Genomic DNA, 13,651 nt, shown 5'->3' on the forward strand with positions numbered 1-13,651 from the left:
GACCCATAGGGTCGGCTTTTTGTTGGCCTTCATCATGACGATGGGGGATCAGAAGATCCCCTTCGCCTTGACCTTCTTCATGCTGGCCACCTGGCTCGAAAGATCTTCCACCAGAGGCTCAGGGGCTTCGGTGGCAGTGCTCTGGCGAGCAGGCGCACTGGCCAGGCGCTGGATCAGCCTGTGTTGCTCGCGAATAAGCCTGGATTGCTCCTCAAGCTGGCGCGAGAGCAGCTGGATGCTGCTGGCGAGGGGAGCCAGATCTGATTCCGTCCCCACGGCCGGCAACTTGCCCGCGATGGCCTCGGCCAGCTGATCATGATCCAGAGGGGCCGGCAACCCCTGGCGCAACTCATCCCACAGTTCGGTGGGCTGCTGTTCACCCAACCGGCTCACTATCTCGTCCACCAGGTTGTCCGGCACCGGCGCCGCAGCCTGCTGGCCAAGACGCTGGACTATCTCATCCGCCAGCGCCCGGTTGTCCCCCTGTTCCAGCCGGGGGACCAATCTGGCCACTATCTCGTCGATCAGGGTATCGGAGGATGGCGTATCCTCCGCTCCCAGCGAGAAGCCACAGCTGGCGAAGGCATGGCGCAAGGTGGTCATGCTCACCTGCTCCGGCCCCAGGGCATTGGCGATGGCCTTGCACAGATTGGGGGCCAGCACATACATGAACATGCCGGAGAGATAGATATCCTTGTGGAACCGACTCTTGGAGAAGTCGAACTCCTCGCTGCCATCCTGGATCTTGCGTGCCCGCTGATACCAGTTTTGCAGCACCCCGACCGCGTAGCGATCAGACTCCAGCGCACCCGGATCCATGTAGATGGAGAAGGTCATGCGCTTGAGTTGACTACTCATCGGCGACCTCGGCCATCACAGACGCCTCGCGATAGACCTCGTCCTCTTCGGTGGTGTAGAGGCAGATCTCGCGGGCCAAGGCGGCCTGGGCATCGTCCAGCAGTTCAACCCGCTCGCCCAGGGTCGGATAAGCCGCCTTGATCGCATCATAGATAAGGGAAGCACCACCACCGACCAGATAGACCCGGTTCGGGTTCTTGGCAAACTTCTTCGCCTCGTGGGCAACCTGGGAGCCCAGCTCGTCAATCTTGTTCTGCATCTTCTCGAGGATGCGCGGGATCTGGCTCTCGTCGTTCACCACATCGCGCACAAAGCTCATGTCGTGGCGACGCTTGATGAACTCGTTGGCCACCAGATAGCTGGAGTCGCTGTCCGCCGCCGCCAGCGCCTTGCGGGTCGCGTCGGTCACCATGGAGACGCCGATCTCGTTGTTACCGTAGACATCGGAGACGTCGTCGAACTCACCGACGATGATCCCCATATCCAGGGTGGTGCCACCGCAGTCGATCACCAGGGTCTTGGTGAACTCGTTGCAGCCCGAGCCAATCAGGCGAGACAGGGCGGCAGGCAGGCTCTCCGGCATCACCTCGACGCTGACGATCTTGAACAGCTCGCCCTTGTTGAGGCTGATGTCACGCATCAGGTTGCGGCGCTTCTTCTCGATCTTCTCTTCGTTGCGCTGGCAGTCATCCGGGTTGTAGAACTCGGTGATGGGCAGGGTTACCGTGATGGCCACGTCACAGGGGGTCACGCCGGTCTGCAGCAGGGCATGGTGCACGGAAAGCAGGTTCAGATCGTCGTACTGGTACTCCACGTGAGTCGTTGCCAGCGACTTGTCGGAGGTGGCGTCATAGGTGTACTTGGTGTTGCCTATTTCGTAGTTGTAGATCTTCTTGTCCTTGCGCAATGCGGCACTCTTCCAATCCTTGCGAAAAGAGTTGGGAGAGATGATGGTCTTGAGCACCTTGTTCTCAATCCAGCTCACCTTGACGTTGGTCGAACCATCATCGATGGCCATTTTCATTACTTCAGACATGAGGAAATACCTGTTTTAAAAGCAAATTGAGCCCGCTTCCGTTGCCTTTTGCCAGTGGCAAGGGAAGCGGGCCAAGACATACACGGCTAAAAAAAGCGACAAGTTTAATGAATTTCTAGAATCCGGTGAAGCAATTGATTGAACCCGGAAGGATCTTCCGCCGGCCAGGCATGATGACCATTGGGGGTGTGAATGGTGGCATTGGGCAGGGCAGCGAACTGCTCAACCCGTCTGGCCAGCGGCAGATAGTCGTGACTGGTGGAGATGATGGCAACCGGCTGCCGGATCTGGCCGAGTCGGGATCGTACCGACCAGCCGGGCAAGGCCTCCAGCAGCGCCTTGTAAACCTTCTTGCGGTTGCGCACAAAGCGCAGCCGGAAGGTGTGGCGCACCTGGGCCAGATCCGGGCCGGGAAAGAGCTCCCGTCCCAGCCACCAGGCCAGTGGCCGCATGCCGAACCAGCGCAACCACTTGAGGCGCTGGGCATAGCGCTCCTGCTCTTTCGGCGTCTCCAGCAAAAACTCGCTAAAACCGTTGACCAGCACCAGGCCGTTCACCTTGTCGGGCCGTTGCAGCGCCAGCTCCAGCGCCACCATGGCGCCCAGGGAGAGCCCCACCACCCAGGCCGACCCAGGCTGTGCATCGAGCCACGCCACCACATCGGCCGCCAGGGTGGGCACGTCAAACGGCCCCTCCTGCATGCTCTGGCCGTGACCGCGCAGATCGATGGCCACGACTCGATAGCGTTCGGAAAAACGCTCCATCTGCGCCTGCCAGTCAAGGCTGGAGGAGCCCAGCCCATGCAGCAGCAGCAACAAGGGCCCCTCCCCCGCACTGCGCAGGGCCAGGCCGTTGAATTTGATTACCTGATTGCGACGCATCCGTCTGTTGCCTCTCGACTCATCCCCTGATGCCTGTCCGTTGTCATCACACCCTTGGCATCACACAGTGCAGACCACCAACCAGACCGTCAGCCTTCACTGACCAAACTGACCGCCTTGATATAAGCGTATATCCGCTGCTCCGGTTCCAGCGCCAGCCGGTTTGCCGAGCGGCTGGTGATCCGGGCCAGCAGTATCTGCTCCCCCAGCGCCAACTGCAACAGGGTCTGGCCGGGGCGCACTTCGCGCAGAGCCAGCAGGCGGGTAACCAGACAGTTGGAGAGACTGGAGTACTCGATGGGGGCGGTGGCGATCACCACGTCCCGTCCCGCCACCTTGATCTGCAACGGGCCAACCTCGTCCGGCGCATGAGACATGGTGACCCTCAGGGTCTGCTCCCCCAGTTGCAGGGTCGCCATCTGCTCGTCGTCATCGTAGTGGGCCAGGGTGGCATCGAGCATGACGCCGGCATCGTCGCGACTGGCGAGCGACAGATCGGTGCGGGCGAAGATCTCGCTCGGCCGGCCCTGTGCCTCCACCCTGCCCCCTTCCAGCAACACCAGCTGATCACACAAGAGGCTCACCTCCTCCATGGCATGGCTGACGAAGATCATCGGGATGCCGCTCTCTCGCTGCAGCCTCTTGAGCACATGGGCCTGATGGATGCGGCTGCGCCGATCCAGCGCCGAGAAGGGCTCGTCGAGCAGCAGCAGATCGGGCTCGGCCAAGAGCGCCCGCCCGAGCGCCACCCGCTGGCGCTGGCCACCGGAAAGCGCATGGGCCGGCTGGCTAAGCAGCTCGGCAAACCCGAGCCGCTCGGCCAGCACCTGCGGCTGCCAGCGGCCACGCCCCTTGCGCGCCGCCAGTTGCAAGTTGCCCAGCACCGTCATGTGGGGAAAGAGTCGCGAGTCCTGAAACACCAGGCCGATACGACGCATCTCGGGCAGCAGGGGAGCCAGTTCGTGTCCTCGCCAGTGCAAGCGGTCGCACGGCTGGCGATCCAGCCCGGCGATGATCCGCAGCAAGGTACTCTTGCCACAACCGGAAGGACCGAACAGGCCGAGGATCCCCCCCAGCTCGAGAGCGAGTTCGCAGTCGAGGGTAAAGGGGCCGAAGGCACGGCGCGCCTTGAATTGCAGGCTCATCCAAACAGTCTCCGCTGACGGCGCTGCAGCACCCCGTACACCAATACCAGCATCACCAGAGAGAAGCCCATCAGCCCGCCCGCCAGATAGTGGGCGTTCTGGTAGTCCATCGCCTCCACATGGTCGAACAGGGCGATGGAGAGCACCTGAGTTTCACCGGGTATGTTGCCCCCTATCATCAACACCACGCCGAACTCCCCCAGGGTGTGGGCAAAGCCGAGCGCCGCCGCCATCACGAAGCTGGGCAGCGTCATCGGCAAGATGATCTGGAAGAAGCGCTCCCAGGGTCCCAGCCCCAAGGTGGCAGCAGCCTCCAGCTCCTTGTTGCCCATGTTGACGAAGGCGGAGGTGAGCGGCTGCACCACGAAAGGGAGCGAGTAGAGGATCGACGCAAACAACAGGCCGGTGAAGCTGAAGGCAAGTGGTGCCCCGAAGGTGTGGCGCCACCATGCCCCCAGCCCGTATTCGGGGGAGAAGGCGAGTAGCAGATAGAAACCGAGCACGGTCGGCGGCAGCACCAGCGGCAGGGCCACCAGTGCTTCCACCAGGGGGCGCAACCGGTTCTGGCTGCGCGACAGCCACCAGGCCAACGGCGGCGACAGCAAGAGCAGGATGCCCGTGGTACTGGCCGCCAGTTTCAGGGTCAACCAGACCGCCTGCAGATCCCCTTCACTCATGAATGACACTCGTCATGAATATCAAGGCAGGGCATAACCCGCCTCCTTGATGGTGTTCTGACCCGGCCCCTTGAGCCAGGCGACCAGAGCGTCCACGGCCTCACCTTTTTTGAGCACCAGCCCCTGCTGCTCGATGGCAGGATAGAGGTTCTGTGGCACAGCCCAGGCTTCGCCGGTTTTGCCCGCTTCAACCAGGTTGGCCCAGGCGACAAAACCCATCTCCGCATTGCCGGTGTCGACAAACTGCCAGGTCTGGCTGATGTTGGCCCCGGTCAGCACACGGTACTGCTTGGGATCGATCTTGAGACTCTCGAGGGTCGCCATGGCGGCGGCGCCATAGGGAGCGGTACGCGGGTTGGCGATAGCCAGGTTGCCCTGCCAGGCGCGAAGCTGAGCCTCATCCGGTGCGGGGCCCCCTTTCTTCCACAGCCCCAGTTGACCAATGGCATAGGTGAAGCGCTCGCTGCCCTTGCCCTCTTTCTCCAGCTTCTGCGGGGTAGCCACGTCAGCAGAGAGGAAGAGATCGAACGGTGCGCCATGGCTTATCTGGGTGTAGAGCACGCCGGTTGCAGCCGAAGAGATGGTCACCTGGTGGCCGGTCTTGGTGGTGAACTCCTGGCCAATACGCTCCAGCGTTCCCTTGAAGTTGGCCGCCACGGCCACCTTCACTTCGTCGGCCTGCACCTCAGCACTGTGCAGCGCACCGGCACAGACTCCCAACACCAATACAGATAACAGCGGTTTCATTTCTTTCCTCCTGATGCGGGTCTGGCATGGCCCGGCCCGGAAATAGGAGCCATGGTTCTCGGCGAACCTACTCCTCTCGTTGCGACCCGGGCTGCTGCCAGCGGGCGGCGGCCGCATTGTCGCTCTCTTTCGCGTCGACCCAGCGCTTGACCCCGTCAGCGGTCAGCTCTTTTTTCCAGAAGGGGGCGCGCGTTTTCAGAAAATCCATGATGAAGTGACAGGCATCGAAGGCCGCCTCGCGATGGGCACTGCTCACCGCCACCAACACGATTTGATCGCCCAGCATCAGCTCGCCGATGCGGTGGATGAGGGTGCACTCCTGCAAGGGCCAGCGGCTGCGCGCTTCGGCCACGATCTCGATCAGCGCCTTCTCGGTCATGCCGGGATAGTGCTCGAGGGCCAGCCCCTTGACCTCCTCCCCCTGATTGAAATCACGCACCTTGCCCACGAAGGTGACGATGGCGCCGGTGTCGGCACGAGTGGCGAGGCGGGCATACTCATCGGCCAGCGAAAAATCGGCCTGCTGGACCAGGATGCGATCCGTGGTGCTTGTCTGGCTCATGTCAGCCTCCGGTCGTTACGGGAAGGAGAGGGAAGAAGGCCACTTCGTCGCCACCGCACAGCCCAGTGATGCGATCCACTGTCATTATCTCGCGCATCCTTAACCTCCGGTCACGGGAGGGAAGAAGGCCACTTCATCACCATCGTGAAGTTCGGTGGCAAGGGGCACCAGAGTCTGGTTGACCGCAACCAGCAGCTTGCCCTCCTCCAGCGCCAGCGCCCACTTGTCACCGCGCTCGCACAGGGCGGCACGCAGCGCCTCGGCAGTGGCATAGTCGCAGGGCAGGGTCAGCTCGTCGCACGCCACCAGCTCCCTGACCTGGGCAAAAAACAGTACCTTGATCATGCCTGCTCTCCTCTGTTGTCACCGACCTGGAAGTGGCCGGATTTGCCCCCCCGTTTCTCAACCAGGCGTACCTGTTCGATCACCATGTCTTTTTGTACCGCCTTGCACATGTCGTAAATGGTGAGGGCCGCTACCGACGCGGCGGTAAGCGCTTCCATCTCTACCCCCGTCTTGCCGGCGAGTTTGCACAGGGTGCGGATATGCACCCGGTTCTGCTCGGGCAGCGGAGCAATCTCTACCTCTACCTTGGTGAGCGCCAAGGGGTGGCAAAGAGGGATCAGATCCGAGGTCTTCTTGGCCGCCATGATGCCGGCGATGCGGGCGGTGGCGAACACATCCCCCTTGTGGTGCTGTCCGCTCAGGATCAGGGCCAGGGTCTCGGGGGCCATGGCAACAAACGCCTCGGCGCGCGCCTCACGCTCGGTGACCTGCTTGTCGGTCACGTCCACCATGTGGGCTTCGCCGCTTTGGTTGAGATGGGTCAGGTTCATCACTATCCCTTTCATGCAGGTGTTCAAAGATGGGAGACAAAATTGCACGGCTTGGTGCGGGCATCGAGCTGATCGCGGATAAGCTTCTCCCACCCCAGGCGGCAGGCACCGGTCGAACCGGGCAGGCAGCAGATCAGGGTGCGATTGGCCAACCCGGCGAGGGCGCGGCTCTGCATGGCAGAGCCCTTGATCTCGGCAAACGAGAGCTGGCGAAACAACTCGCCAAAACCTTTGACGGTGCGGTCGAACAGCACGCCGACCGCTTCAGGCACCCGGTTCTGATCGTTAAAACCGGTGCCGCCATTGACCAGTACCACCTGGATGCCTTCATCGGCAATCCACTGGCTGACCCGGGAGCGGATCTGATAGAGATCGTCGGCAAGCAGCGTCCGATCGGCAAGCTGATGCCCCGCCTCGCTCAGCGCCGAAACCAGGTAGTCACCCGAGCTGTCTTCGTCGGCGGTGCGGCTGTTGGAGACCGTCAGCACGGCGATCTTGAGGGGAATAAATTCGTTATGTTTCTGTCCCATCGGGCAGCTCCTGTTAGCTATAAACCGTGAGAAATATGAGAAAAGGGCAAGGAGCCCGGGGCAGTCCCCCTGGCATGTTGACGGGAACAACCAGGTTCAGTCACCAGCATTTGTTCACTCGGGATCCTGCACGGTGGGCTGATTCTATCAAAGGTTTCACTGGATATGGGTCTAAAGGGTTCACAAAACCGCCCTTTACCCCACCGGTTGGCAAAAAAAGACGCAGGCCGGATAAATCCGGCCTGCGTCTTGTGGGTTAGAAACCCTTCACCCCTGTCATGTCCGGGAGCTGGTGCGCTATCCCCTTGTGACAGTCGATACAGGTATTCTCGCCACTGGCCAGGTTGGTCGAGTGCATCTTGGCAGCGCGCTGCCCTTGCAGGGAGAAGTCCATGTATTCGAAGTTGTGACAGTTACGGCACTCTCTCGAATCCGTGTCCTTCATCCGTTTCCACTCCCGCTCGGCCATCTCGCGCCGGTGCGACTCGAACTTCTCGCGGGTGTCCACCTTGCCGGTGAGCTTGCCCCACAGTTCTTTGGACGCCTGCACCTTGCGAATGATCTTGTAGGTCCACTCATGGGGCACGTGGCAATCCGGGCAGCTGGCGCGCACGCCGGAACGGTTGGCATAGTGGATGGTGTCACGGTACTCCACGTAGACGTTATCGCGCATCTCGTGGCAACTGGTACAGAAGGCTTCGGTGTTGGAAGCTTCCATGGCGGTGTTGAAGCCGCCCCAGAAGATGACCCCGCCAAAGAAACCCATCATCAGCAGCACCCAGAGGGCGGCCTTCGAGGGAGACTTGAAGGTGGTCCACAGTCGCTGCAAAAAACCGGGTAATTTCATCTATGGGCTCCTCAGTTCAGGGCTTCAACCGGCTTGAAGGTATTCTCCACCAGCGGCTTGGCATCGGCTTGCGGTACGTGGCACTGCAGGCAGAAGTAGCGACGCGGGGAAACTTCGCCCAACGTGCTGCCATCACGGGTCTCGAAGTGAGTCGGGCTAATCTTGGGCGCCTTCATCCTGGTGGCATTCTTGAAGCTGTGGCACGCCAGGCACTTGTTGACCTTGTTATCCACCTCGTAGTTGCGGATATCGTGGGGGATCAGCGGCGGCTGATGGATATATTGGCGATCATAGCTGTCGCCATCCTTGCGAAAGTTCTTCAAGGGGGCTGGCGCCGCCTCGGTCACCAGATCGGTAGACCCCCGCTCAGACTTGATCCCCCCGGTGCTGTTGGTGATCTCGGAGGTGGCAGCCATCAAGGAACCCGCCATCAGGCAGGCCAGCATTGCTCCAATCAGCTTTTTCATTAGTTATTCTCCAATGTTTTTTCTGCCTTGACGGCAAAACCTACTTTGATTTCAAAAACATGCTCCGCGCAGACATCGATGCAACGGCCGCAGTTGGTACATTCCTGAGCCACTATCAGGGGCCCGTGACCGCGCTTGGCGCCATGAACCGGCCCGCGCAGGATGGGGCGCTCGGGACAGACCGCATAACAATCCATGCAGTTGCTGCAACGCTCGCGCCCCGAGGCTGCAATCTTGATAAAACCGACCCGGTTCACCAGGGCGTAGAAGGCCCCGACCGGGCAGAGGTGACCACACCAGCCGCGCTCCACCACGAACAGATCGAACAGAAACAACACCGCCAGCAGCATCCACCCCGCCCCCATGCCGAACAGCAGGCCACGCAGGGCAAGGGATACCGGGTTGACCAGCTCCCACACCAGTACGCCGGCGATGGCCGGCGCCACCAGTACCATGGCCAGCAGCCAGTAGCGGGTATTGCGGCTGAACTGGCCATTGCCCTTGAGACCGAGCCGGGCTCGCAGCCAGGCGGCGGCATCCGTGATGAGGTTGACCGGACAGACCCAGGAGCAGAACACCCGCCCCCCGACCAGCCAGTACCCCAGCAGTACGATGGCCGCTCCCAGCCACAGGGTGGTGATGGGCCAGTGGCCCGCAGCCACCGACTGAAGCAGGGTGAGGGGATCCGTCAAGGGAACCGTCTCCAGCAGCAATGAGCTGGAGAGGTTGCCCTTCAAGATCCACACGCCGGCCAGCGGTCCCAGCAGAAACAGCCCCAACACACTGAACTGGCTCAAGCGACGCAGCAGCAGGAAGCGGTGTGACCGCCACCAGCCGAGACGCGCCCGTGCCTCTTGTCCCGGATAACGGCTCATAGTCCCTCCGGTTTGCGAGTTGGCAGGGTCAGTCGCTCACCGATGAGCGACTTGCCCGCCTTCTGTTTCTCTTCCCAGCCAAGCCGGTAGTGATGGCCCAGCTCCCCCTTGGCAAGGGCACGGGGCACCACCTTGATGGCAGCCTCTTCCAGCACGCAGGCATGCTCGCACTTGCCACAGCCGGTGCAGACATCGCTGTGCACCGTGGGCAGAAACATGGCGTGCTTGCCGGTACGCTGGTTATGTTGTAGATCCAGGGTGATCGCCTTGTCGATGAGCGGACAGACCCGGTAACAGACATCGCAGCGCAGCCCCAGATAGTTGAGGCAGGTCTCATGGTCGATGAGTACCGCCACCCCCATCCGCGCCTGATCGATGTCGGTCATGGCCTGATCCAGCGCCCCGGTCGGGCAGGCCACCACGCAGGGGATGTCGTCACACATCTCGCAGGGGACGCTGCGCGCCTTGAAATAGGGCGTTCCCGTGGTGACGGGCTCAAACAGCCGGGCAAGCTTGAGGGTATCGTAGGGGCAGGCCTCGACGCAGAGCCCGCAGCGCACACAGGCACCGAGAAACTCAGCTTCATCGAGGGCCGCAGGCGGACGCAGTGCCTGGGCCGGCACAGCCTCCACCTGCTGGCGGGCCATGCCGCCCAGCCCCACACCAAGCAGGCCCATACCACAGGCCCCCTTGGCCATGTCGGCCAGAAACTGGCGACGACTACGACTCATCTCTCGCTCCCCGCCTTAGGCCTTCATCACCTTGACGGCGCACTTCTTGTAATCCGTCTCTTTGGAGAGCGGATCGGTGGCGTCCAGGGTCAGCTTGTTGACCAGCTGGCTCGCGTCGAAGAAGGGCATGAACACCAGGCCTTTGGGCGGACGGTTGCGACCACGGGTCTCGACACGGGTCTTCACCTCGCCACGGCGGGAGGTGACGATCACCTCTTCACCACGGCGCACGCCACGGGCTTTGGCATCTTCCGGGTGCATGAACAGCACCGCATCCGGGAAGGCACGATAGAGCTCGGGGACACGGCGGGTCATGGTGCCGGTGTGCCAGTGTTCCAGCACGCGGCCGGTGGAGAGCCACAGATCGTATTCTTTATCCGGCGACTCGGCGGCAGGCTCGAACGGCAGCGCGAAGATCACCGCCTTGCCGTCGGGTTTGCCATAGAAACGTACTCCCTCCCCCGCTTTCACGTAAGGGTCAAACCCTTCGCGATAGCGCCACAGGGTCTCCTTGCCATCCACCACAGGCCAGCGCAGGCCGCGCGCTTCGTGATACTGCTCGAACGGTGCCAGATCGTGACCATGGCCACGACCGAAGATGGCGTACTCCTCGAACAACCCCTTCTGCACATAGAAGCCAAAGTGTTCGGCCTCGTCGTTAAGATCCCCCTGACTCTGCTCTTTCGGGAACTTGTTGACCTGACCGTTGGCATAAAGCACGTCGAACAGGGTTTTGCCCTTGAGTTCAGGCATCTTGGCAATGAGCTCGGCCGGCCACACCTCATCCACGGTGAAGCGCTTGGAGAACTCCATCAGCTGCCACAGATCGGATTTGGCCCCTTCCGGCGACTTGACCTGCTGGTGCCAGAACTGGGTACGACGTTCGGCGTTGCCATAGGCCCCCTCTTTCTCCACCCACATGGCAGTTGGCAGGATGAGGTCGGCCGCCTGGGCGGTCACGGTAGGATAGGGATCGGACACCACGATGAAGTTGCGCGGATCCCGGTAACCGGGCAGGCGCTCCTGATTCATGTTGGGACCGGCCTGCATGTTGTTGTTGCACATCACCCAGTAGGCGTTGAGCTTGCCGTCTTTGAGCATGCGATCCTGCAGCACGGCGTGGTAGCCCACCTTGTCGGGAATAGTGCCTTCCGGCAGTTTCCAGACTTTTTCGGCGATGGCGCGGTGCTTGGGATCGGTCACCACCATGTCCGCTGGCAGACGGTGGGCGAAGGTGCCCACTTCACGGGCGGTACCGCAGGCAGAGGGCTGACCGGTCAGGGAGAAGGGACCATTGCCCGGCTCGGAGATTTTGCCGGTGAGCAGGTGAATGTTGTAGCAGAGGTTGTTGGCCCAGACGCCACGAGTGTGCTGGTTGAAACCCATGGTCCAGTAGGAGACCACTTTCTTGCTCGGGTCGGCATAGAGTTGGGCCAGTTTTTCCAGCTTGTCCTTGGAGACGCCGGAGAGCTTGGAGACGGAGTCGACATCGTAATCGGCGACGAACTTGGCAAACTCCTCAAAGGTCATCGGGGTCGCGTCGCCGCTATCCGGGTTCTTGGCCTTCTGCTGCAGCGGATCGGTCGGGCGCAGACCGTAGCCGATATCGGTCACCCCCTTCTTGAACACTGTGTGCTTGTTGACGAAGTCCCAGTTCACCTTGTCGTTCTGGATGATGTAGTTGGCGACATAGTTGAGGATCGCCAGATCGGTCTGGGGCGTGAACACCATGCCGTTGTCCGCCAGTTCGAAGCTGCGGTGCTCGAAGGTGGAGAGTACGTGCACCTGCACTTCCGGGGTGGAGAGACGGCGATCGGAGATACGGGACCAGAGGATGGGGTGCATCTCGGCCATATTGGAGCCCCACAGCACGAAGGCGTCGGCCTGCTCGATATCGTCGTAGCAGCCCATGGGCTCATCCATGCCGAAGGTACGCATGAAACCGACGACCGCGGATGCCATGCAGTGGCGGGCGTTGGGGTCAATGTTGTTGGAGCGAAAACCCGCCTTGAACAGCTTGGCGGCGGCATAGCCTTCCCACACGGTCCACTGGCCGGAACCGAACATACCGACCGCAGTCGGGCCCTTCTCTTTCAGGGTGGCCTTGAACTTCTCGGCCATGATGTCGAAGGCTTGATCCCAGCTGATGGGGGCGAAATCGCCATCTTTGTCGAACTGGCCGTTCTTCATCCGCAGCAGGGGCTGGGTGAGGCGATCCTCGCCATACATGATCTTGGAGAGGAAGTAGCCCTTGATGCAGTTGAGGCCACGGTTGACCGGTGCATCGGGGTCACCCTGGGTCGCCACGACACGCCCATCCTGGGAACCCACCAACACGGAGCAGCCGGTACCGCAGAAGCGGCAGGGGGCCTTGTCCCATTTGATGGCGGTTTTATCGGTACTGGTGATCAGATTGGCCGCCATGGCGGGGGCACTGACACCAGCCACGGCAGCGGCAGCCGCCACCGCATTGGCCTTCATAAAGTCGCGTCGACTCAGCTTCATGACATATCCTCGCATTGCTTATCGAGTTCATCGAACTGGTGGTAAATCAGGGCGGCGGACAACACTCCCGGCATCGCCTGAATAGCATCAATAGCCGCCATGATGGGTTGCTGGCTCTCACCTTCCAGGGTGACGACCAGCTTGCCCTCTTCACTGACAGCGTGGACCTCGGCTCCTTCCAAAGCCGCGATCTGTTCAGCGAGCCGGTGACGCAACATGGGTTGGGTCAGCACCACCAGGCTCGATACGTGGAACTCTTGGGTCATTGTGGCTCCTGCTTCACAAACATCCTGATTCATATTGGGTTCTCCGACCCTGGAGCGCCAACCCGGATGCTGCCTACCGGGCAGTCCATCACACAGGCACCACAACCGGTGCACGAGGCGGCGTCGATGCTGGGGGTCGGCACCCGACCCAGCATGGGGGAAAAGCGAATGGCGCGGGTTTCACAACTGTCCTGGCAGCGCTGGCAAAACACCTGGGCACTGGCCAGACAGTTGGCTTCAATATGGGCTATGTATTGCCAGGGCGCCTCCGTGGTCGGACGAAAAATCGGCGCCTTGCAGGCCGCAACACAATCACCACAGAAGGTACATTCACCGTGCCGGAACTCCACCATGGGAAAGCCGCCATCCCCCTTGACCAGGATCTGCTCTGGACAGGCCGTCAGGCAGTCGCCACAGCGAGTACAATCGGCCACGAAGTCGGGCCAGGGGAGTGACCAGGGTAACTGGACGCCTGGCTCTTTCGACGTCAAACGACCACGAAACAGACCCCGACGTGACAGGTTGACACCCTCTGGCATATCGACTCCTTCCTGGTGATAGATAGCGCACTGGTGATCAATAGCGCACGGGCGAGTCCGATGACGGACATCTGCAATACCAATTATAAGATTGGGCGTATATTGCGGCCCTGACAAGTTCAGGGATATACCACCAGGGAGATAAACAG

At 61.2% G+C, this 13,651-nt stretch carries 17 protein-coding genes; all 17 read right to left on the reverse strand.

The window, feature by feature from the left end; all coding sequences use genetic code 11:
• Positions 1 to 48: 48 nt before the first annotated feature.
• A complete protein-coding gene (locus ACB034_RS03460; protein ID WP_371172097.1) occupies positions 49 to 858 on the reverse strand; it encodes a hypothetical protein in 810 nt (269 codons plus the stop codon).
• Entirely contained in the window at positions 851 to 1,894 is a 1,044-nt protein-coding gene (parM, locus tag ACB034_RS03465) for a plasmid segregation protein ParM domain-containing protein (RefSeq protein WP_371172098.1), read from the reverse strand. The genes ACB034_RS03460 and parM overlap by 8 nt, the downstream gene beginning before the upstream one ends.
• 104 nt (positions 1,895 to 1,998) lie before the next feature.
• Positions 1,999 to 2,775, reverse strand: coding sequence for an alpha/beta fold hydrolase (locus ACB034_RS03470; protein ID WP_371172099.1), 777 nt, complete (start codon positions 2,773 to 2,775; stop codon positions 1,999 to 2,001).
• Positions 2,776 to 2,864: 89 nt separating this feature from the next.
• Positions 2,865 to 3,920, reverse strand: a complete 1,056-nt coding sequence (gene modC, locus ACB034_RS03475) for a molybdenum ABC transporter ATP-binding protein (protein WP_371172100.1) — start codon at positions 3,918 to 3,920, stop codon at positions 2,865 to 2,867.
• The gene (gene modB, locus ACB034_RS03480; RefSeq protein WP_042028172.1) at positions 3,917 to 4,597 is read right to left on the reverse strand and encodes a molybdate ABC transporter permease subunit; all 681 of its coding nucleotides are present in this window, start codon (positions 4,595 to 4,597) and stop codon (positions 3,917 to 3,919) included. The genes modC and modB overlap by 4 nt, the downstream gene beginning before the upstream one ends.
• A gap of 21 nt (positions 4,598 to 4,618) precedes the next feature.
• Positions 4,619 to 5,344: a molybdate ABC transporter substrate-binding protein gene (gene modA / locus ACB034_RS03485; protein ID WP_371172101.1), complete on the reverse strand. Its 726-nt coding sequence runs from the start codon at positions 5,342 to 5,344 to the stop codon at positions 4,619 to 4,621.
• Positions 5,345 to 5,411: 67 nt separating this feature from the next.
• Complete coding sequence (gene moaE / locus ACB034_RS03490) at positions 5,412 to 5,906, reverse strand: molybdopterin synthase catalytic subunit MoaE (protein ID WP_042027465.1); 495 nt, start codon at positions 5,904 to 5,906, stop codon at positions 5,412 to 5,414.
• A 99-nt stretch (positions 5,907 to 6,005) separates the two neighbouring features.
• Positions 6,006 to 6,251 carry a molybdopterin synthase sulfur carrier subunit gene (moaD, locus tag ACB034_RS03495; RefSeq protein WP_061475784.1) on the reverse strand — a complete coding sequence of 82 codons (246 nt, stop codon included), beginning with the start codon at positions 6,249 to 6,251 and terminating at the stop codon, positions 6,006 to 6,008.
• Positions 6,248 to 6,742 carry a cyclic pyranopterin monophosphate synthase MoaC gene (gene moaC / locus ACB034_RS03500; protein ID WP_124240427.1) on the reverse strand — a complete coding sequence of 165 codons (495 nt, stop codon included), beginning with the start codon at positions 6,740 to 6,742 and terminating at the stop codon, positions 6,248 to 6,250. Before moaC ends, moaD begins: the two co-directional genes overlap by 4 nt.
• Before the next feature lie 23 nt (positions 6,743 to 6,765).
• Complete coding sequence (gene moaB, locus ACB034_RS03505; RefSeq protein ID WP_124240426.1) at positions 6,766 to 7,272, reverse strand: molybdenum cofactor biosynthesis protein B; 507 nt, start codon at positions 7,270 to 7,272, stop codon at positions 6,766 to 6,768.
• A 256-nt stretch (positions 7,273 to 7,528) separates the two neighbouring features.
• Positions 7,529 to 8,119 (reverse strand): cytochrome c3 family protein, encoded by a 591-nt coding sequence (locus ACB034_RS03510; RefSeq protein ID WP_042027471.1) that lies wholly within the window; start codon positions 8,117 to 8,119, stop codon positions 7,529 to 7,531.
• A gap of 11 nt (positions 8,120 to 8,130) precedes the next feature.
• Complete coding sequence (locus ACB034_RS03515) at positions 8,131 to 8,586, reverse strand: nitrate reductase cytochrome c-type subunit (protein ID WP_042027472.1); 456 nt, start codon at positions 8,584 to 8,586, stop codon at positions 8,131 to 8,133.
• Positions 8,586 to 9,461, reverse strand: a complete 876-nt coding sequence (napH, locus tag ACB034_RS03520; RefSeq protein ID WP_042027474.1) for a quinol dehydrogenase ferredoxin subunit NapH — start codon at positions 9,459 to 9,461, stop codon at positions 8,586 to 8,588. Before napH ends, ACB034_RS03515 begins: the two co-directional genes overlap by 1 nt.
• Positions 9,458 to 10,192: a ferredoxin-type protein NapG gene (gene napG, locus ACB034_RS03525; RefSeq protein WP_026455826.1), complete on the reverse strand. Its 735-nt coding sequence runs from the start codon at positions 10,190 to 10,192 to the stop codon at positions 9,458 to 9,460. Before napG ends, napH begins: the two co-directional genes overlap by 4 nt.
• Before the next feature lie 15 nt (positions 10,193 to 10,207).
• Positions 10,208 to 12,697, reverse strand: a complete 2,490-nt coding sequence (gene napA, locus ACB034_RS03530) for a nitrate reductase catalytic subunit NapA (RefSeq protein ID WP_371172102.1) — start codon at positions 12,695 to 12,697, stop codon at positions 10,208 to 10,210.
• Entirely contained in the window at positions 12,694 to 12,963 is a 270-nt protein-coding gene (locus ACB034_RS03535; protein ID WP_026455825.1) for a chaperone NapD, read from the reverse strand. Before ACB034_RS03535 ends, napA begins: the two co-directional genes overlap by 4 nt.
• A 29-nt stretch (positions 12,964 to 12,992) precedes the next feature.
• Positions 12,993 to 13,502 (reverse strand): ferredoxin-type protein NapF, encoded by a 510-nt coding sequence (gene napF, locus ACB034_RS03540; protein ID WP_042027476.1) that lies wholly within the window; start codon positions 13,500 to 13,502, stop codon positions 12,993 to 12,995.
• Positions 13,503 to 13,651 lie beyond the last annotated feature (149 nt).

Source organism: Aeromonas sp. S18(2024), from assembly GCF_041402525.1.
Lineage (GTDB): Bacteria > Pseudomonadota > Gammaproteobacteria > Enterobacterales > Aeromonadaceae > Aeromonas > Aeromonas enteropelogenes.

Bases quoted from the DNA above. Each gene is read 5' to 3' on its own strand.
- napF (WP_042027476.1), bottom strand. From the start codon at position 13,502: ATGCCAGAGGGTGTCAACCTGTCACGTCGGGGTCTGTTTCGTGGTCGT.
- moaE (WP_042027465.1), bottom strand. From the start codon at position 5,906: ATGAGCCAGACAAGCACCACGGATCGCATCCTGGTCCAGCAGGCCGAT.
- moaD (WP_061475784.1), bottom strand. From the start codon at position 6,251: ATGATCAAGGTACTGTTTTTTGCCCAGGTCAGGGAGCTGGTGGCGTGC.
- ACB034_RS03515 (WP_042027472.1), bottom strand. From the start codon at position 8,586: ATGAAAAAGCTGATTGGAGCAATGCTGGCCTGCCTGATGGCGGGTTCC.
- ACB034_RS03510 (WP_042027471.1), bottom strand. From the start codon at position 8,119: ATGAAATTACCCGGTTTTTTGCAGCGACTGTGGACCACCTTCAAGTCT.
- parM (WP_371172098.1), bottom strand. From the start codon at position 1,894: ATGTCTGAAGTAATGAAAATGGCCATCGATGATGGTTCGACCAACGTC.
- modC (WP_371172100.1), bottom strand. From the start codon at position 3,920: ATGAGCCTGCAATTCAAGGCGCGCCGTGCCTTCGGCCCCTTTACCCTC.
- ACB034_RS03470 (WP_371172099.1), bottom strand. From the start codon at position 2,775: ATGCGTCGCAATCAGGTAATCAAATTCAACGGCCTGGCCCTGCGCAGT.
- modA (WP_371172101.1), bottom strand. From the start codon at position 5,344: ATGAAACCGCTGTTATCTGTATTGGTGTTGGGAGTCTGTGCCGGTGCG.
- ACB034_RS03535 (WP_026455825.1), bottom strand. From the start codon at position 12,963: ATGACCCAAGAGTTCCACGTATCGAGCCTGGTGGTGCTGACCCAACCC.
- moaB (WP_124240426.1), bottom strand. From the start codon at position 7,272: ATGGGACAGAAACATAACGAATTTATTCCCCTCAAGATCGCCGTGCTG.
- napH (WP_042027474.1), bottom strand. From the start codon at position 9,461: ATGAGCCGTTATCCGGGACAAGAGGCACGGGCGCGTCTCGGCTGGTGG.
- napG (WP_026455826.1), bottom strand. From the start codon at position 10,192: ATGAGTCGTAGTCGTCGCCAGTTTCTGGCCGACATGGCCAAGGGGGCC.
- ACB034_RS03460 (WP_371172097.1), bottom strand. From the start codon at position 858: ATGAGTAGTCAACTCAAGCGCATGACCTTCTCCATCTACATGGATCCG.
- moaC (WP_124240427.1), bottom strand. From the start codon at position 6,742: ATGAACCTGACCCATCTCAACCAAAGCGGCGAAGCCCACATGGTGGAC.
- modB (WP_042028172.1), bottom strand. From the start codon at position 4,597: ATGAGTGAAGGGGATCTGCAGGCGGTCTGGTTGACCCTGAAACTGGCG.
- napA (WP_371172102.1), bottom strand. From the start codon at position 12,697: ATGAAGCTGAGTCGACGCGACTTTATGAAGGCCAATGCGGTGGCGGCT.